General features: G+C 65.1%; 12 protein-coding genes. 11 read left to right on the plus strand and 1 reads right to left on the minus strand.

Going from position 1 to position 18,864, the window contains the following annotated elements; translation table 11 throughout:
- Positions 1 to 34 precede the first annotated feature (34 nt).
- From VA599_RS23475 to holA, 6 genes are all read left to right on the plus strand, one after another.
- Positions 35 to 1,207, plus strand: a complete 1,173-nt coding sequence (locus VA599_RS23475; RefSeq protein ID WP_346790900.1) for an acyltransferase family protein — start codon at positions 35 to 37, stop codon at positions 1,205 to 1,207.
- 30 nt (positions 1,208 to 1,237) lie between these two features.
- A complete protein-coding gene (locus tag VA599_RS23480) occupies positions 1,238 to 2,047 on the plus strand; it encodes a sulfite exporter TauE/SafE family protein (protein ID WP_346790901.1) in 810 nt (269 codons plus the stop codon).
- 67 nt (positions 2,048 to 2,114) lie between these two features.
- The gene (locus tag VA599_RS23485) at positions 2,115 to 2,504 is read left to right on the plus strand and encodes a hypothetical protein (RefSeq protein WP_152526927.1); all 390 of its coding nucleotides are present in this window, start codon (positions 2,115 to 2,117) and stop codon (positions 2,502 to 2,504) included.
- Positions 2,505 to 2,666: 162 nt separating this feature from the next.
- The gene (gene leuS / locus VA599_RS23490) at positions 2,667 to 5,285 is read left to right on the plus strand and encodes a leucine--tRNA ligase (protein WP_346790902.1); all 2,619 of its coding nucleotides are present in this window, start codon (positions 2,667 to 2,669) and stop codon (positions 5,283 to 5,285) included.
- Positions 5,286 to 5,419: 134 nt separating this feature from the next.
- Positions 5,420 to 5,974 carry an LPS-assembly lipoprotein LptE gene (locus tag VA599_RS23495; RefSeq protein WP_346790903.1) on the plus strand — a complete coding sequence of 185 codons (555 nt, stop codon included), beginning with the start codon at positions 5,420 to 5,422 and terminating at the stop codon, positions 5,972 to 5,974.
- Positions 5,955 to 6,959, plus strand: a complete 1,005-nt coding sequence (gene holA, locus VA599_RS23500; RefSeq protein ID WP_346790904.1) for a DNA polymerase III subunit delta — start codon at positions 5,955 to 5,957, stop codon at positions 6,957 to 6,959. The genes VA599_RS23495 and holA overlap by 20 nt, the downstream gene beginning before the upstream one ends.
- A gap of 43 nt (positions 6,960 to 7,002) precedes the next feature.
- Here holA and VA599_RS23505 read toward each other — a convergent pair whose 3' ends face one another.
- Complete coding sequence (locus tag VA599_RS23505; protein WP_346790905.1) at positions 7,003 to 8,178, minus strand: MFS transporter; 1,176 nt, start codon at positions 8,176 to 8,178, stop codon at positions 7,003 to 7,005.
- Between the two features lie 146 nt (positions 8,179 to 8,324).
- On the opposite strand from VA599_RS23505, the gene VA599_RS23510 reads away from it, so the two are divergent.
- From VA599_RS23510 to VA599_RS23530, 5 genes are all read left to right on the plus strand, one after another.
- Entirely contained in the window at positions 8,325 to 9,194 is an 870-nt protein-coding gene (locus VA599_RS23510; RefSeq protein WP_346790907.1) for a LysR family transcriptional regulator, read from the plus strand.
- A complete protein-coding gene (locus VA599_RS23515; RefSeq protein WP_346790908.1) occupies positions 9,187 to 9,639 on the plus strand; it encodes a GNAT family N-acetyltransferase in 453 nt (150 codons plus the stop codon). The genes VA599_RS23510 and VA599_RS23515 overlap by 8 nt, the downstream gene beginning before the upstream one ends.
- Positions 9,640 to 9,758: 119 nt before the next feature.
- The gene (locus VA599_RS23520) at positions 9,759 to 11,036 is read left to right on the plus strand and encodes an MFS transporter (protein WP_346790910.1); all 1,278 of its coding nucleotides are present in this window, start codon (positions 9,759 to 9,761) and stop codon (positions 11,034 to 11,036) included.
- A 431-nt stretch (positions 11,037 to 11,467) separates the two neighbouring features.
- The gene (locus tag VA599_RS23525) at positions 11,468 to 11,746 is read left to right on the plus strand and encodes a hypothetical protein (protein WP_346790911.1); all 279 of its coding nucleotides are present in this window, start codon (positions 11,468 to 11,470) and stop codon (positions 11,744 to 11,746) included.
- A 48-nt stretch (positions 11,747 to 11,794) separates the two neighbouring features.
- Positions 11,795 to 18,864, plus strand: a 7,070-nt coding sequence (locus tag VA599_RS23530) for a calcium-binding protein (RefSeq protein WP_346790912.1), incomplete at its 3' end; no start/stop codon positions are given.

The raw sequence follows: 18,864 nt of genomic DNA on the forward strand, positions 1-18,864 counted from the left end.
GTAATATTTTGGCGTTTCCATCCCGGGATGCGCCATGTCTTCCATTGAGCCGCGCAATCCGCGCATAGACTGCCTGCGCGGCATCGCCATAGGCAGCGTGCTGCTGCTGCACTTCATGCTGGCGTATGGCCTCAAGGACAGCCTCTTGGGCAGCCTGCTGTCGGCGCCCTTGCTGGGCGCGCTGGCGCGCAACGGTAATTACGGCGTGACGATGTTCTTCGTCGTGTCCGGCTTCCTGATCGTGTCGCAGTCGTTGCGGCGCTGGGGCAGTTTGCCGGCCATCGACATCCGCGCTTTTTACGTGCGGCGCTTCGCCCGCATCATGCCCTTGCTGCTGCCGACGCTGGCGCTCATCGTCGCGCTGGGCAGCCTGGGCTTGCCCCATTTCAGCAATACCGACGGCGGCCACCATCTGCCGGCTTCGTACTTTTGGCTGGCGGCCGGCTCGGTGCTGACCTTCTGGCACAACCAGCTGATGCAGTCGGTCGGCTACTTCAACTATTGCCTGAAAGTCTATTGGTCGCTGTCGGTAGAGGAAGTGTTCTATCTGGCGCTGCCGCTGCTGTGTCTCGCGCTGAGGCGGACCTGGCTGCTAGCGGCGGTCTGCCTGCTGCTGATCGTCGCCGGGCCGCTTTACCGGGCGGCGCATCTCGACAATGAAATCGACTACCTGTACGGCAATCTGGCCTGCTTCGACGCCATCGCCATCGGTTGTCTGGCAGCTTTGGCCGCCCTTCGGGTCCGGCTGGCGGACGGCCAGGCCCGGCTGCTGCGCTGGGCGGGGTTGCTGATGCTGGGCGGGGTGTATCTGCGCGGCATCGCCGGCCACCAGGTGTTCGGCTTCAGCTGGGTGGCGCTGGCCAGCGCGGCATTCCTGCTGGGAGCGGCGCGCGCGCCGCGGCTGGATGGCTGGCGCGAGCGGGCGACGCGTCCGTTGTGCTGGCTGGAGCGGCACAGTTATGAGTTGTACTTGCTGCACATCGTGGTGCTGGCCGGCTTGCGCAATCTGCTGCCGCGCGATGCCATCGGTTATTGGGAGCGCCTGCCGCTGTTGTGCGCGTTTGTGGCGGCGTCGTCGCTGCTGGCGTATCTGGCCGCCCGTTATTGGTCGGAGCCGTGCAACCGGGCGATCCGCCGGCGCTGGCTCCGCCGCCGAGGCGAGGATGGCGCGCGCTTAAGCGCGGAGCGGGGGGATTCTTTGGCATGATGGAAGCCGATACCGGTAAAAGGAGCGGGCATGTTGTCGATTGAGCTTTGGGCCGCGTTGCTGGCTTGCGGAGCGGTGGCCGGTTTTCTGGCAGGCCTGCTGGGAGTGGGCGGCGGCCTGATCATCGTGCCGGTGGTGTTGGCGGTGCTGTCCGCCGCGCGTCTGGGCGGCGAGCATGCGCAGCACCTGGCGGTGGGCACCTCGCTGGCGGTGATGGTGTTCACCAGCCTGTCCAGCGTGCGCGCGCACCACAAGAAGGGCGCGGTGGACTGGCGCATCGTGCGAGGCATGGCGCCGGCGATGGTGGCGGGCACGCTGCTGGGCAGTCTGATCGCCGGCTGGATTTCCGGGCTGGCGCTGCGCTGGTTCTTCGTGATCTACGCCTACGCGGTGGCGCTGCAGATGTTGGCTGGACGCCAGCCCAAAGGCGGGCGGGGCATGCCGGGCTGGGCCGGGCAGGGGGCCGCCGGCAGCATCATCGGCATGATTTCCAGCTGGGTGGGCATCGGCGGGGGCTCGATGAGCGTGCCTTTCATGAGCTGGTGCAATGTGCCGGTGCACAGCGCCATCGCCACCAGCGCCGCGCTGGGCTGGCCGATCGCCGTGTCCGGCGCGGTCGGCTACCTGTACAGCGGCTGGGGCGCGGCGGGATTGCCGCCTGGCGCGGCGGGTTTCGTCTACCTGCCGGCGATGCTGGCGCTGATGCTGATGACGGTGCTGCTGGCCCCGGTCGGCGCGAAGGCCGCGCACCGGCTGCCGGTGCCGAAATTGAAAAAAGCCTTCGCGGTGCTGATGGCGGCGATGGCCAGCGAGATGCTGTACAGCCTGCTGCGCGGCTGAGTCCTGCTGCAACCTTGTCCGTTTGCCGGTGGTCGAATCCGTTTGACTGACAGTGAAAGGACGACGCGTGTTGAAAAGCGTGATGGTATGCGTGGCGGGGATGTTGGCGGCGGCGCCGGCGGCCTTCGCTTACAGCGACGAGGCCAGGCTGCCCTTTGCCGGCAAGCCGGGCGAACTGCCGCTGGAGGTGGCGCTGCGTTTCGCCAAAAACCGGCTGGGAGAGGATGGCCGTTTCGAGTACGCCACGCTGAAGGCGATCCAGACCAGCCAGCCGGAGGCGTTCGACCGGGCCGGCATCACGCTGATTCGCGAAGGGCTGATGGACGACAGCGTCAAGGGCGTGCGCCAACGCTTCGAGCTCAGTCGCGAGGAGAATGTCTGGACGCTGCGCGCGGTGAAGGAGGACTTCTCCTGCTGGCGCGGGCGCAAGGGCTGGGGGCTCAAGCCCTGCCCTTGAGGCGGCGCGCGCCAAGCATTTGTTTTTTGGGTCTTATCGCCGACGCGAAGACGCCGTTATAATGGGGCAATCATTTTGCGGACGGGCTGACCGGATGCATGCGCGCGGATCGCGCCCCGGGCAGCCCGCCTTTTGTATTTCAGAGTCCAGACAAAGATCGCCATGCAAGAACAATACAGCCCGCGGGCGGTAGAAGCCGCCGCCCAACAGAAATGGCAGAAGACTGCCGCCTTCAAGGCCGTGGAAGACGCGTCGCGTCCCAAGTACTACGCGCTGTCGATGTTCCCGTATCCGTCCGGCAAGCTGCACATGGGCCATGTGCGCAACTACACCATCACCGACGTGCTGGCCCGCTTCAAGCGCCTGCAGGGTTTCAACGTGCTGCAACCGATGGGCTGGGACGCCTTCGGCCTGCCGGCCGAGAACGCGGCGATGAAGAACGGCGGCGCGCCGGCGGCGTGGACCTACGCCAACATCGAATACATGAAAACCCAGCTGGACAGCCTGGGCTTCGCGCTGGACTGGGAACGCGAGCTGGCCACCTGCAAGCCGGACTACTACCGCTGGGAGCAGTGGCTGTTCACCCGCCTGTTCGAAAAGGGCGTGATCTACAAGAAGAACGGCGTGGTCAACTGGGACCCGGTGGACCAGACCGTGCTGGCCAACGAGCAGGTTGTGGACGGCCGCGGCTGGCGTTCGGGCGCGCTGGTGGAAAAGCGTGAAATCCCGATGTACTACTTCCGCATCACCGACTACGCCGAGCAGCTGCTGGCGGATCTGGACAAGCTTGACGGCTGGCCGGAGCAGGTCAAGACCATGCAGCGCAACTGGATCGGCAAGAGCTACGGCTCCGACGTGGTGTTCCCGTACGACGAGGCCAGCATCGGCCACGCCGGCGAATTGAAGGTCTATACCACCCGTCCGGACACGCTGATGGGCGCCACCTACGTCGCCGTCGCCGCCGAACACCCGCTGGCCACCCAGGCCGCCGCGAATCATCCTGAACTGCAGGCCTTCATCGCCGAGTGCAAGGCGGGCTCCGTCGCCGAGGCCGACATGGCCAAGATGGAAAAGAAGGGCATGGACACCGGTCTGTCCGTCATCCATCCGCTGACCGGCGACAAGCTGCCGGTATGGGTGGCCAACTACGTGCTGTGGGGCTACGGCGAAGGCGCGGTGATGGCCGTGCCGGCGCACGACGAGCGCGATTTCGAGTTCGCCAACAAGTACGCGTTGCCGATCAAGCAAGTGATCGCGCGAGTGTCCGGCGACGGCGAGTACGACGCCGCCAACTGGCAGGAATGGTATGGCGCCAAGGATGAAACCGTGAAGACGGTCAATTCCGGCAAGTACGACGGCCTGGGCTACCAGGCGGCGTTCGACGCCATCATCGGCGACCTGCAGGCCAAGAGCCATGGCCAGAAGAAAACCCAGTATCGCCTGCGCGACTGGGGCATCTCCCGCCAGCGCTACTGGGGCTGCCCGATCCCGATCATCCACTGCCCGAGCTGCGGCGACGTGCCGGTGCCGGAAAAAGACCTGCCGGTGACGCTGCCGGAAAACGTGCACCCGGACGGCGCCGGCTCTCCGCTGGCCAGGATGCCGGAATTCTACGAAACGTCCTGCCCGAAGTGCGGCGGCGCGGCCAAGCGCGAAACCGACACCATGGACACCTTCGTGGAGTCCAGCTGGTACTACGCCCGCTACGCCAGCCCGAAGTGCGACACCGCGATGGTGGACAAGAAGGCCGCCGATTACTGGCTGCAGGTCGACCAATACGTGGGCGGCATCGAACACGCCATCCTGCACCTCTTGTACGCGCGCTTCTTCCACAAGCTGATGCGCGACGAGGGCCTGGTGTCGTCGGACGAGCCGTTCAAGAGCCTGCTGACCCAGGGCATGGTGATCTGCGAAACCTTCTATCGCGACCTGCCTAACGGCTCCAAGGACTGGATCGCGCCGCAGGACGTGGACCTTACGCGCGATGCCAAGGGCAAGATCGTGTCCGCCACCCATCGCGTCGACGGCCAGCCGGTGGTGATCGGCGGCATCGAGAAGATGTCCAAGTCCAAGAACAACGGCGTCGATCCGCAGGAGTTCATCGAGAAATACGGCGCCGACACCGCGCGCCTGTTCATGATGTTCGCCGCGCCGCCGGAGCAGAGCCTGGAGTGGTCCGACGCCGGCGTGGAGGGCGCGTTCCGCTTCCTGAAGCGCCTGTGGAAGAGCGCGCGCGAGCATGTCGAAGCCGGCGTGGTCGCGCCGTACGCCTCGGGCGAGCTGAACGCCAGCCAGAAGGAGCTGCGCTTCAAGCTGCACGGCACCATCCAGAAAGTGGCCGACGATTACGGCCGCCGCCAGCAGTTCAACACCGCCATCGCCGCGGTGATGGAGCTGCTCAACGCCTACGACAAGGCCGACACCGCAGGCGAGACCGGCCGCGCTGTGGCGCAGGAAGTGCTGGAAGCCGCGACTCTGCTGCTGTCGCCCATCGTGCCGCACGTCTGCGACGGCATCTGGAACGAGCTGAAGCCGGGCACCGAGCTGCTGGCCCAATCCTGGCCCAAAGTGGACGAGAGCGCGCTGGTGAAGAGCGAGATCGAGCTGATGGTGCAGGTGGCGGGCAAGCTGCGCGGCAGCGTGACCGTGGCCGCCGACGCCGCCAAGGATGCGATCGAGGCTGCCGCGCTGGCGCATGAGAACGTGATCAAATTCATGGAAGGCAAGCCGGCCAAGAAGATCATCGTGGTGCCGGGCCGCCTGGTGAACATCGTCGTCTAGCGATTGGATCGGCCCGTGGCGCTATTTGGCCCCACGGGCTGTCAGCCATGCTAGGACTGATATCGGATACGCGGCGCGGGGCGGTTTGTCCTGCGCCGTTTTTGCCTGGCGGATCATCCGCCATGGGGGATGCAATGAAACACTCTCTGAGATTCGCGCTGTTGGCCGGTTTCGCGTTGTTGCTGACCGCCTGCGGCTTCCATTTGCGCGGCCTGGGCGGCCCGCTCAAGCCGCTGCCGTTCTCCACCATGTATCTGGAGGCCAGCGGCAAGGGCATTGAGTCGGATCTGCGCACCGTGTTCGTGCGCGATCCGAAGCTGACGGTGATGTCCGCGCCCAAGGGCGCGCAGGCGGTGGTGAGCGTGGTCAGCGAGAACCAGTCCAAGGACATCCTCACCATCAACACCGGCGGCCGCATCAACGAATACCAGCTGACTTACACCGCGGTGGTGCGTACGGTGATAGGCGGCGTGCCGGTCGATCCGGACATGGTGGTGACCGTGCGCCGCAGTCTGAATTACTCGGATAACCAGGTGCTGGGCAAACAGCAGGAAGAAGACCTGCTGTGGGCCGACGCGCGCCGCGACGCCGCCGAGCAGGTGGTGCGCCGGCTGGCTTACCTGAAGGTGCCGGCCGCGCCGCTGGCCGGTCCCGCAAGCGTGAAGCCCGATGCCGTCCCTCAGCCCTGACGCGCTGAACGCGGGGCTGGCCAAGGGGCTGGCGCCGCTGTACCTGGTGCATGGCGAAGAAGCGCTGCTGGCGTTGGAGGCGGCCGACGCCGTCCGCGCCGCTGCGCGCGCCGCGGGCTACCTGGAGCGCGAGGTGTTGACGGTGGAAAGCGGCTTCGATTGGTCGCAATTGACCGATTCGATGTCCAGCGTGTCGCTGTTCGCCTCGCTGAAGCTGCTGGAAATCCGCATTCCCGGCGGCAAGCCGGGCACCGAGGGCGCGGAGGCGCTGCAGCGCCTCGCCGCCGCTCCGCCGCAAGACACGGTGACCCTGATCACGCTGCCCAAGCTGGACAAGGCGCAGCAACAGAGCAAGTGGTTCACCGCGCTGGACAAGGTAGCCCAGGCGGTGGAGGCGCGTCCGGTGGGGCGCGCCGAGCTGCCGGGCTGGATTGCCCGCCGGTTGAAGGCCCAGGGCCAGCAGCTGGGCGCGGAGGCGCTGGCGTTCTTCGTCGACCGGGTGGAAGGCAATCTGCTGGCCGCGCGGCAGGAAGTGGACAAGCTGGCGCTGCTCTATCCCAAGGGCGAGCTGAGCCTGGACGATCTGCAGGCTGCGGTGGCCAATGTCGCCCGCTTCGACGTGTTCCAGTTGTCCGAGGCCTGGCTGTCCGGCGACACGCCCAGGCTGACGCGGATGCTGGACGGGCTGATGGCCGAGGGCGAAGCGCCGGTGCTGGTGCTGTGGTCGCTGGCCGAAGACGTGCGCATGCTACTCAAGCTGCGCCAAGGCCTGAAGGATGGCCGCCAGCCGCGCGACATGGCGCGCGAGCTCAGGCTGTGGGGCGAGAAGCAGAAGCTGGCCGAGCCGGCGCTGCGCCGCATCGGCCCGCGCAAGCTGATGGCCGCCTTGTCAGAGTGCGCGCGCATCGACCGCCAGATCAAGGGCGTCGAGCCGGGCGAGCCTTGGCAGACCATGCGGGTGCTGGCGACTAGGCTGGCCGCCTAGGGGGATTTTCCGATTACAAACGGACCGCATGCGGTCCGTTTTTTCATGCGCGCATGCAGGCAGATTTTGGCTTCGCGGCAGAGGCCAGAGCGAGGCTGGCGAGTGGCAGAGCCAGTCCTGCCAATCCGGCAGCCAACAGGCTGGTCTGTTCCAAGAGGCCGCCATGGCTGAGCAATATTCCCGCCAGCCAGGCTCCCAGCGCATTGCCCAGATTGAAAGCGCCGACGTTGAAGGCGGATGCCTGGACCGCGGAGTCTCCTGCCAGCCGTATCGCCAATGTCTGCAGCAGCATGCACAGGGCGAAAGCCAGGGCGCCCCATAGTGTCATCAGCACCAACGCGAAGGGCAGGCGCGCGGCCAGCAGGCAGAAAGCGATCAGGCTGGCACATAGCAGCGCCAGGGTCAGGAGCAGCGCCTTGTCCAGCTGTTCGTCAGCCAGCCGTCCACCTATCCAGCCGCCCGCCACCAGTCCTACGCCGCAGAGCAGCAAGGCCGCGCTGGACTGTTCCGGGGGCAGGCCGCTGACCTGGGATAGCGTCGGTAGCAAATAAGTGAAGAAAGCGAACATGCTGGCGGCGGCCAGCACGCTGGCGAGCAGCGCCGGCCAGACCTGTCCCGGCAAACGCGCTTGCGGTTTGCCGCCAGTCCTGTCTCCCGTGTGGGTCGGCAGCAGCGCGCGGATCAGCAGCAAGGTGATGAAGCCCAGCGCCGCCACCGCGGCGAAGCTGGCGCGCCAGCCAGCCCATTGGCCGATCAGGGTTCCGGCTGGGACCCCCAGCACATTGGCCAGCGTCATGCCGCTGAACATCAGCGCCATCGCCCGGCCGGCCATGCCGGCCGGGGCCAGCCGCGCCGCCATCACTGCCGCCGCGCCGATGAGGCTGGCGTGGCAGAAGGCCGTGAAGATCCGCGCCAATAGCAGCGACCACAGGCCGGGCGCCAGCAGGCAGGCCAGATTCCCGACAATGAAGATCAGCATCAGGCCGCTCAGCGCGCGTTTTTCTTCGAGGTGGGCCATTAGGCCGGCCAGCAACGGGCCGCCGGCCACTACGCCCAGCGCGTAGCCGGAAACCAGATAGCCGGCGCTGGGCAAGTCGACGCGCAGATCGGCTGCGATGAGGGGCAGCAAGCCCATGATGACGAATTCGGCGGTGCCGATGGCGAAAGCCGCGGCCGCCAGCGTCAACAAGGCGGGGCTTAACAAGCGGGGAGAGGGCATGGCGATACCTGGATGAAGGAAAGGCTCCAGCTTAACCGTCCGTCTCGGCTGGATACAGTTGGCGGCCGCTCCGCACTGTGTGGAGTCGTTTGGCATGAATGGCGCTACACTTTCCGCTCTGGAAAGGGGGGAGTGTGCTGGCTTCAATGAGCGATCTGGCAGTATTCATCACTGTGGCCGAACAGGGCAGCTTTGTCGGCGCGGGACGGCGTTTGGGGGTATCTGCGTCGGCTGTGGGCAAGCGTGTCAGTCGGTTGGAGGCCGAGCTGGGCGCGCGTCTCTTGCAGCGCAGCACCCGCGCGCTGGCGCTGACTGCGGAGGGGGAAACGGTATTGTGCCGGGGCCGGCGCATGTTGGAAGAGGCCGCGGCGATGCGCGCGGAACTGGAGCGGGCGGGAAGTCTGCCCGAGGGGGTATTGCGGCTGAGCCTGCCGCCCATCGGCGGGGTGATGATGGCGGAGCTAGGGGCATTCCAACTGCGTTATCCCGAGGTGTCGCTGGAGCTGGATTACAGCGAGCGCAATGTGGACCTCATCGAAGAAGGCTTCGATGCGGCCATCCGGGTGGGCGCGGGCGACGACGGCAAGCTGCGCAGCCTGGCCTTGCCGGGATTCCGCCGGCTTATCGTCGCCGCGCCGGATTACCTGGCTCGCCACGGCAGGCCCGATGCCCCGGAGCAACTGGCGGACCATCGATTGATTCATTACCGCTCGCCCAATAGCGGCAAGCTGGAGGATTGGCCCCTGGCCGATGCCGAATTGCCGCGCGCGCTGGTGTGCAATAGCGTGCATGCGCGGCTGGAGTTCGCGCTGCAGGGCCAGGGCATCGCTTGCCTGCCGGATGTTTCCATCCGGCGCGAGCTGGATGACGGCAGTTTGCGGCCATTATTGAGCAGCGAAAACGGCGAACTCATCGCGCTGCGGCTGCTGTGGCCTTCGTCGCGCGGCTTGTCCGCCCGCATGGCAGTATTCATGGATTTCATGCGCCAGGCGGCGCAGGAGCGGAGGTATGGCTGATTGCGATGCAGGCAGGAGGTTCACGCTGGATGGCCGCCAATATTTGGCGCTTGCGGATTTGCCTCCGCATTATTTGCCGCAAGTGGCGGAGTTGTACGCCTGCCAGGGATGGGGAGAGGCACGATCGTTTGATCTGCAGGCAATGGGGCGGGCATTTCGTGGCGGACTTGGCATTTGTGCGCTGGATAATGACCGGGTACTGGGCTTGGCTCGCGGTTTCAGCGATGGCTGGCAAGCGGCTTGGCTGGCGGAAATTATCGTGCATCGGGACTGCGCTGGGCTGGGGGTGGGGCAGGCCTTGGCGCGGGAATTCATGCGCCGCTGCGGTACCGATACCATTTACTGCGAAGCGTTGTCTGGCCGGGAATGGTTTTTCGAGCGGCTGGGTTTCAAGGTTCGCCCCCGTTTAACCGCAATGGCGTGGCGCGCGCCTTTGGATTGTTGATAACTTTGCAATCTGTCCAGGTCTGTGGGTAAGTGAGTGGGCATACAAGCATGTTCGGTATACCGCGTGGTGGCTTGCTAATCTGAGAGAAGCGTTTCTTAAAGTTTGCGAGGTGCCGTATGAGCGGTTTGCGCGACTGGACGGGCGGCAGATTTCACTACGCCTGGATCGCCGTCGCCGTCACTTTTCTGGTGATGCTCACCACTGCGGCCATCCGCGCCGCGCCCAGCGTGATGATGGTGCCGCTGGAGCATGAATTTGGCTGGAGCCGCTCGGCCATTTCGCTGGCCTTGTCGATCAATTTGGCGCTGTTCGGCCTGATGGGCCCATTCGCGGCGGCGGCGATGCTGCGCTTCGGCCTCAGGCGCACGGTGCTGTGCGCGCTGGCGTTACTGGCCGGCAGCGTGGCCTTGTCCACGCTGATGCGCAGCAACTGGCAGCTGCAGCTGCTGTGGGGCGTGATGGTCGGCTGCGCCACCGGCGCCACGGCGATGACGCTGGGGGCGTCGGTGGTCAACCGCTGGTTCGTCCATCACCGCGGCTTGGCGATGGGTTTGCTCACCGCCAGCTCCGCCACCGGCCAGCTGGTGTTTCTGCCGTTGATGGCCTGGCTGACCGGGCAACATGGCTGGCGCGGCACGGTGTGGCTGATCGCCGGCTGCATCGTCTGCGTGTTTCCGCTGGCGTGGCTGTTGCTGCCGGAGCGGCCGGCCAGCATCGGCCTGCGGCCGCTGGGCGAGCCGGAGAACGCGCCGCCGCCTGCGGCCGTGCATCACAATCCCGTCGTTATCGCCTTCGGCGCGCTGAAAACCGCCAGCCGATCCGGCGATTTCTGGTTGCTGTTCGGCAGTTTCTTCGTTTGCGGCGCCAGCACCAATGGCTATATCGGCACCCATTTCATCGCGATGTGCGGCGATTACGGGCTGACGCCGGTGCGCGGAGCCAGCCTGCTGGCGGCGATGGGCATGTTCGACCTGCTGGGCACCACGCTGTCCGGCTGGCTGTCCGACCGCTTCGCGCCGCAGGCGCTGTTGTTCGTCTATTACGGGCTGCGCGGGCTGGCGCTGCTGTACCTGCCGCATGCCTTCGGGCTGGAGTACTTTTACGGCCTGCCGCTGTTCACCCTGTTCTACGGCCTGGATTGGGTGGCGACGGTGCCGCCGACGGTGAAGCTGACCACCGGCGTGTTCGGCAGCGAGCAGGCGCCGGTGGTGTTCGGCTGGATCGTCGCCGGCCACCAGCTGGGCGCCGCGTTCGCCGCGCTGGGCGCGGGCATGCTGCGCAACAGTCTGGGCAGCTATACCGTGGCGACGATGATTTCCGGTGCCTTGTGCCTGCTTGCCGCGGCGCTGGTGCTGCGCATCCGCATCGGGGGCCATCGGCCGGCGCTGGTCTGAGGCGGGTTTTCTGCGCGGAGAAGGTTTTCAGTTTTTCGTCACGGCGCAACGGCATATATTCGGGTCGCTGCGATTTGGAGATGCGCGCGAAGGCGATTGACGAATAGAGACTGATGCATATTCATCTAAGTAAATACACGTAACAATCAATAAATCATTACTTCAGTTTCAGTTGCGCAGCCATTTTCCTTGCAGAAAAACCGTCCACGGTTTGGCGTGGCAATATGCTGATATTCAATGGAAATGCAGAGGAAGGATTCTCTGCCAAGCGCTCTTCTGGTTATGTTCCCAATTTATCTGTCCATATCATTTGACGCCATTAAAGTGTGAATTTTTTGCACTGGTTAAAATTAACGCCCATTTCCTGTCCTTTTTGCCTTATTTTTTTCGGTAAAATTTTAGTTAGAAATAATTCTGGCTTCAGCAAATAGATGACCGATTTCGTCTGCGCAGGCAATGCTTGGCCACATTTCCGCTTGGTGGCAGCCGAGCGGCCGATTTGGCCGATGCCGAGCCTTGACTCTCAGACGCTTCTCATTCCTTGGCCTATGCGCCGCTCCTCCCGATTCCCGCTGTCCGGCTTGCGTCGATATTTCTTTGCCATTTGCTTCGCCGATTTGCGGCATGCCGCATGGACGCGAATGGCGGGCGATTGGATCGCGCAGAAAAAGGAGAGCCATCGCCGCGATGGAAGAGAAGACCAGGCATGATTCATCAATAAAAAAAAGGAACGCAAAGTGGCAGCTTCGCAAAATGGTATGGACGCGGTATCTGATCAAGATGGCGTATTGGAAGGAACCAAGCAGGCCGATTTGCTGCGCGGAGGGGCGGGCGACGACGTGCTGAACGGTTATGAGGGCGACGACACGCTGCAAGGCGGCGACGGCAACGACACCCTGTTCGGCGATGCCGGCCATAACGTGCTGGAAGGCGGCCGCGGCGACGACAGCCTGGTCGGCGGCGTGGACGGCGATCTCTACCTGTTCAACCTGGGCGACGGCAACGACGTCATCTCCGACAACGCGCTGGAAAAGCGCAACGAGGCCGACGTCAATCCGGCCTACCGCGACGAGCTGCGCTTCGGCGCCGGCATCTCGCCGCAGGACATCGAGCTGCTGCATGTCGGCAACGACCTGGTGCTGCAGCATGGCAATGGCGAGGATTCCGTCACCATCCAGAACTGGTTTGTCGACAAGCGCTACTGGGTGGAGCAGATCCGCTTCGCCGACGGCACGCTGTGGACCATAGACGATCTGGCGCAGCGGGTGATCGTTCAGACCGGCACCGACCGCAAGGAGACGATGTCCGGCTGGATGGGCAAGGACCACCTGATCGGCCTGGCCGGCAATGACACCTTGAATGGCCGCGAGGGCGACGATTGGCTGGAGGGCGGCGCGGGCAACGACAAGCTGCTGGGCGGCGCCGGCAACGACACGTTGCAAGGCGGCGACGGCGACGACTGGCTGGAAGGCGGCAGCGGCCGCAATGTGCTGGAAGGCGGCAAGGGCAACGATACCCTGATCGGCGGCGCGGATGCCGACATCTACATTTTCAATCTGGGCGACGGCGCGGACCTGATTCGCGACGCCGGCGGCGCGGACGTGTCCGTGCAGGACGAAATCCGCTTCGGCGCCGGCATCCTGGCCAAGGACGTCACCGTGATCCGCCAGGGCGTCAATCTGGTGCTGACGCACGCCAACGGCAGCGACCGCCTGGTGGTGGAAGGCTATTTCGCCAGCCTGGCCAGCCGCATCGAACGCATCGCCTTCGCCGACGGCACGGTATGGACCCAGGCCGATATCCGCATCACCACCACCGGCACCGACGGCGACGACACGCTGGAGGGCTGGGACGGCAGCGACATCCTGATCGGCGGGGCCGGCAACGATGTGCTGATCGGCCATGGCGGCGCGGATACTTTCATCGGCGGGGCGGGCAGCGACACGCTGCATGGCGGAGCGGGAGCGGATGTGTACGTGTTCGAGCGCGGCCATGGCCATGACGTGATCGCCGCGCACGGCGTGGATGTGGCGGTGACGCTGCAGGATGAAATCCGCTTCGGCGCGGGCATCGCGATCGGCGACATCCATGTGGAGCGCGTGGGAGACGACATCGTGCTGGCGCATCTGAACGGCGCGGACTCGGTGACGATACAAGGCGGTTTCAGCGTGGAGCACGGCTGGCAGGGCCGGATCGTGTTCGCCGACGGCAGCGTGTGGAAGGGGGATGAGTTGGAACAGCGTGTGGTTGAGGTGATTGCCGGCAGCGACGAAGACGAAGCGCTGCAAGGTTCGGCGGAAGATAACTTCATCGATGGCGGAGCCGGCAACGATACGCTGGTGGGCGCTGGCGGCAACGACACCTTGAAAGGCGGCACCGGCAACGATTTCCTGATGGGGAGCACCGGACGGGATGTCTTTGTGTTCGGTCTGGGCGACGGACGGGATACCGTCAACTACGGCGTCGCGGTCGCCAAACTCGCCATGTACAGCAAAGGCGACCAGATCCGTTTCCTGGAAGGCATCCGGGCATCGGACATCTCGGTTTACGCGGTGGGCAAGGACCTGATCCTGCAGCACGCCAACGGCGCTGACAGCATCACCATCAAGAACGGCGCGGTGGACAAGACCGGCTGGGCCGGGGAGGTGGCGTTCGCCGACGGCACGACATGGAGCGCGGCCGACGCGCTGGCCAAGGCGGTGGCGGCCACCGGCACGCCGGGAGACGATCAGATCAAGGGCGGCAAGGGCGACGAGCTGCTGGACGGCGGCGCGGGCAACGACACCATCCTGGGCGGCGGCGGCAACGACACGCTGAAGGGCGGCGCCGGCAACGACGTGATCAGCAGCGCCGGCGGCGGCAGCAGCGTGCTGGAAGGCGGCAAGGGCGACGACACCCTGACCGGCGGCGGCCAGTCCGACATCTACATCTTCAATCTGGGCGACGGCAACGATGTCATCATCAACGGCAGCGTCGGCGTCGACATCAAGCACTACAGCGAGATCCGCTTCGGCGCAGGCATCGCAGAGGCTGACGTCAAGGTGGTGCGCGCCGGCAACGACGTGCTGCTCAAGCACATCAACGGCCAGGACTCCATCCTGATCCGCAACTGGTTCCTGGGCGAAGTGAACTGGATCAGCAAGGTGGCCTTCTCCGGCGGCGTCAGCTGGACCGGTCTGCAGATCAACCAGTGGAGCAGCGGCATCGTGGTGGGCGGCGCGGGCAACGACGCGCTGACCGGCAGCGCCGGCAATGATCTGCTGGATGGCGGCGACGGCGACGACACGCTGATCGGCGGCGGCGGCAACGACACCTTGAAGGGCGGGGCCGGCAACGATGTGCTGATCAGCGCCGGCAGCGGCGTCAACCTGCTGGAAGGCGGCAAGGGCGACGATACGCTGAAGGGCGGATCGGCCAACGACATCTACATCTTCAATCTGGGCGACGGCCGCGACGTCATCATCAACAACTCGGTCAGCGTCGGCATCGCCCATCACAGCGAAATCCGCTTCGGCGCCGGCATCGTCGCTGCCGACATCCAGGTGGCGCGCTCCGGCGACGACATCATCCTGCAGCACGCCAACGGCGCGGACGCCATCGTGATCCAGGGCTGGTTCGCCGCGACCGCCGCCCAAGTGGGCAGCGTGGTGTTCGCCAGCGGCGTCAGCTGGACCGCGGCGCAGATCGTGCAGTTCAGCCAGGGCATTTTCATCGGCGGCAGCGGCAGCGACACGGTGCGCGGCGGCAAGGGCAATGATCTGCTGGACGGCGGCGACGGCGACGACACGCTGATCGGCGGCGGCGGCAACGATACCCTGAAGGGCGGCGCCGGCAACGATGTGCTGATCGCCGGCGGCAGCGGCACTGCCATCCTGGAAGGCGGCAAGGGCGACGACACCTTGCAGGGCGGCGCCGACAACAATATCTACATCTTCAACCTGGGCGACGGCCACGACGTGGTGGTCAACAACGCGTTGAACGTGGCCGGGGGCGTCAGCAGCGAGATCCGCCTGGGCGCGGGCATTTCGGCCAACGACATCCGCGTGGTGCAGGTAGGCAGCGACCTGGTGCTGCGGCACGTCAACGGCGTGGATTCGATCGCCATCCAAGGGTGGTTCCTGGGCGAGGCGCATTGGGTTGGCGGCGTGAAATTCGCCGACGGCGCGGTGTGGACCGCCGCCCAGCTCAACCAGCGCGGCACCGGCGTGGTCATCGGCGGCAGCGGCAGCGATGTGCTGCAGGGCGGCGGCAAGGACAATCTGCTGGATGGCGGCGACGGCGACGACACGCTGATCGGCGGCAACGGCAAGGACACGCTGAAGGGCGGCGCAGGCAACGACGTGCTGATCAGCGGCGCGGGCAGCGTTTCCATCCTAGAGGGCGGCAAGGGCAACGACACGCTGAAGGGCGGCGGCGACCGCGACATCTACATCTTCAATGTCGGCGATGGCCAGGACCTGATCATCAACAACAGCCTGAGCGTCAACGTCAATCACCAGAGCGAGATCCGCCTGGGCGTCGGCATCGCCGTCACCGACATCGTGGTGGTGCAGATCGGCGACGATCTGGTGCTGCAGCATGTGAATGGCAAGGACGCGGTGCGCATCCAGGGCTGGTTCGTCAGCGCGGCGGCCCAGGTGGGCAGCGTGGTGTTCGCCGGCGGCGCGGTGTGGAGCGCCGTCGAGCTGACCCAGCGCAGCCAGGGCATTTTCATCGGCGGCAGCGGCAGCGATGCGCTCAGCGGCCTCAAGGGCCGCGACAACCTGCTGGATGGCGGCGACGGCGATGACACGCTGATCGGCGGCAACGGCAAGGACACGCTGAAGGGCGGTGCCGGCAACGACGTGCTGATCAGCGGCGGCGGCAGCGTCTCCATCCTGGAAGGCGGCAAGGGCAATGACACGCTGAAGGGCGGTGGCAGCCAGGACATCTACGTGTTCAATCTCGGCGACGGCGGCGATGTCATCATCAACAACTCGGTGAGCGTCAACGTCAATCATCAAAGCGAAATCCGTTTCGGCGCGGGCATCGTGGCCGCCGACATCACCGTGGTCCAGGTGGGCGCGGACCTGGTGCTGCGCCACGTCAACGGCGTGGACTCGGTGCTGGTGCAAGGCTGGTTCTCCAGCGCGGCGGCGCAGGTCGGCTCGGTGGTGTTCGCCGACGGCGTGGCATGGAGCGCCGTCCAGATCAACCAGTGGGCGACCGGCGTGTACATCGGCACCGATGGCAACGACACCCTGACCGGCCGAGGCGGCAAGGACACGCTGAGGGGCGGCGCGGGCGATGATGTGCTGATCAGCGGCGGAGGCGTCACCATCCTGGAAGGCGGCAAGGGCAACGACACGCTGAAGGGCGGCAACGGCCAGGATATCTATGTGTTCAACCTGGGCGATGGCGGCGACGTCATCATCAACAATGCGGTGAACGTCAGCGTCAATCATCAAAGCGAGATTCGTTTCGGCGCCGGCATCTCCGTCACCGACATCGTTGTGGTCCAAGTGGGCGCGGACTTGTTGCTGCGCCACGTCAACGGCGTGGATTCGGTGCTGGTGCAAGGCTGGTTCTCCAGCGCATTGGCACAGGTGGGCAGCGTGGTGTTCGCCGGCGGCGCGGTATGGAGCGCCGCCCAGCTCACGCAGTGGGCGACGGGCTCGTATGTCGGCACCGACGGCAACGACACTCTGATCGGCCGCGGCGGCAAGGACACGCTGCTAGGCGGCAAAGGCGACGACGTACTGATCAGCGGCGGCGGCGTCACCATCCTGGACGGCGGCAAGGGCAACGATACGCTGAAGGGCGGCAACGGCCAGGACATCTACGTGTTCAATCTGGGCGACGGCGGCGATGTCATCATCAATAACGCGATGAGCGTCAACGTCAATCACCAGAGCGAGATTCGTTTCGGCATCGGCATTTCTGTCACTGACATCACTGTAGTTCAAGTCGGCGCGGATCTGGTGCTGCGCCATGCCAACGGCACGGATTCGATACGGGTGCAAGGCTGGTTCTCCAACGCGGCGGCGCAGGTGGGCAGCGTGGTGTTTGCCGGCGGGGAGATCTGGAGCGCTGTCCAGCTTACCCAGTGGGCGAGCGGGGTGTACATCGGCACCGATGGCAACGACACCCTGACCGGCCGCGGCGGCAAAGACACGCTGAGGGGCGGCGCGGGCGATGATGTGCTGATCAGCGGCGGAGGCGGCATTGCCGTTCTGGAAGGCGGCAGAGGCAACGATGTCCTCAAGGGCAATGCCGAAACCAATACCTACATCTTCAATCTGGGCGACGGCCAGGATGTGATCGTCCAAAACGAACTGGGCGTCAGCCTCAGCCTGCATGGCGAAATCCGCTTCGGCGTCGGCATCGCCGTCACCGATATTGTGGTGACGCGCAGCGGCGACGACATCCTGTTCCAACACATCAACGGCAAGGACTCCATCCTGGTCCGAAACTGGTTTGTCGGAGAAGGGCACCGCATCGAGCGGGCGGTGTTCGCCAATGGCGACAACTGGAACACGCTGCAGATCGAACAGCGCAGCTTGGGCATCTATATCGGCACCGCCGGCAATGATTCGCTGCAAGGCGGCAAGGGCAATGATTTGCTGGACGGCGGCGAAGGCAGCGACACCCTGGTGGGCGGAGGCGGCGCTGATACCCTGTTGGGCGGCGGCGGCAACGACGTTCTGATCAGCGCCGGCGGCGGCGTGTCCATCCTGGACGGCGGCAAGGGCAACGACACCTTGCGCGGCGGCGGCGACAAGGACATCTATCGGTTCAATCTGGGCGACGGGCAGGACATCATCGTCAACAGCCCGACCATTCAGACCCAGTCGGCGCACAACGAGATCCGCTTCGGCGTCAACATCGTCGCCAGCGACATCCGCGTGGCGCGCAGCGGCAACGATATCGTTCTCCGCCACATCAACGGCAGCGACTCCATCCTGATCCGCGACTGGTATCTGTCGGAGGGCAACTGGATCAGCCAGGTGGTGTTTGCCGACGGAGTGGTCTGGTCGGCGCACCAGATCGACCAATGGGGCATAGGTGTCGTCACCGGCACCAATGGCGACGACACTCTGATGGGCGGCGGCGTCAGCGGCGTGACCCGATTCGAAGGCGGCAAGGGCAATGACACGCTGATCGGCGGCGACGGCAAGGACATCTTCATTTTCAATCTGGGCGATGGCCAGGACGTCATCCATTACGGCGCGAACAACGGCAATCTGTCCGTCTTCAGCGCCGGCGACGAACTGCGCTTCGGCGTAGGCATCAGCGTCACCGATATCCTGGTGATCCGCAGCGGCGACGACATTCTGCTCAAGCACATCAATGGCGTGGACAGCATCACCATCAAGGGCGGCTTCACCGACAAGGCGCAGTGGGGCGGTAGCGTGGTATTCGCCAACGGCACGGCGTGGACGGTCAGCGAGCTGATCAAATACGTCGCCGTCACGGTGAACGGCACCGACGGCAACGATACCTTGAACGGCGCCAAAGGCAATGACGTGATCTTCGGCCTAGGCGGCAATGATTCGCTGTCTGGCGGCGATGGCAACGACAGCTTGTTCGGCGGTAGCGGCAACGACACGCTGAACGGCGGCGACGGCAATGACTTGCTGGAAGGCGGCGATGGCTACGACGTGCTCAACGGCGACGCCGGCGACGATACCCTGAGAGGCGGCATCGGCAACGACACGCTGATCGGCGGCGTGGGCAACGATCTGATCGAAGGCGGCGACGGCGATGATGTAATCGACGGCGGCAACCCGGCGGTGAGCGGCTGGCGCAGCGACGTTCCTTATGAGGCAGCGTACGACCATTTCCTCGG

The sequence above is a fragment of the Chromobacterium indicum genome (assembly GCF_039708975.1).
Lineage (GTDB): Bacteria > Pseudomonadota > Gammaproteobacteria > Burkholderiales > Chromobacteriaceae > Chromobacterium > Chromobacterium piscinae.

Bases quoted from the DNA above. Each gene is read 5' to 3' on its own strand.
- VA599_RS23475 (WP_346790900.1), top strand. From the start codon at position 35: ATGTCTTCCATTGAGCCGCGCAATCCGCGCATAGACTGCCTGCGCGGC.
- VA599_RS23480 (WP_346790901.1), top strand. From the start codon at position 1,238: ATGTTGTCGATTGAGCTTTGGGCCGCGTTGCTGGCTTGCGGAGCGGTG.
- leuS (WP_346790902.1), top strand. From the start codon at position 2,667: ATGCAAGAACAATACAGCCCGCGGGCGGTAGAAGCCGCCGCCCAACAG.
- VA599_RS23495 (WP_346790903.1), top strand. From the start codon at position 5,420: ATGAAACACTCTCTGAGATTCGCGCTGTTGGCCGGTTTCGCGTTGTTG.
- holA (WP_346790904.1), top strand. From the start codon at position 5,955: ATGCCGTCCCTCAGCCCTGACGCGCTGAACGCGGGGCTGGCCAAGGGG.
- VA599_RS23505 (WP_346790905.1), bottom strand. From the start codon at position 8,178: ATGCCCTCTCCCCGCTTGTTAAGCCCCGCCTTGTTGACGCTGGCGGCC.
- VA599_RS23510 (WP_346790907.1), top strand. From the start codon at position 8,325: ATGAGCGATCTGGCAGTATTCATCACTGTGGCCGAACAGGGCAGCTTT.
- VA599_RS23515 (WP_346790908.1), top strand. From the start codon at position 9,187: ATGGCTGATTGCGATGCAGGCAGGAGGTTCACGCTGGATGGCCGCCAA.
- VA599_RS23520 (WP_346790910.1), top strand. From the start codon at position 9,759: ATGAGCGGTTTGCGCGACTGGACGGGCGGCAGATTTCACTACGCCTGG.
- VA599_RS23525 (WP_346790911.1), top strand. From the start codon at position 11,468: ATGACCGATTTCGTCTGCGCAGGCAATGCTTGGCCACATTTCCGCTTG.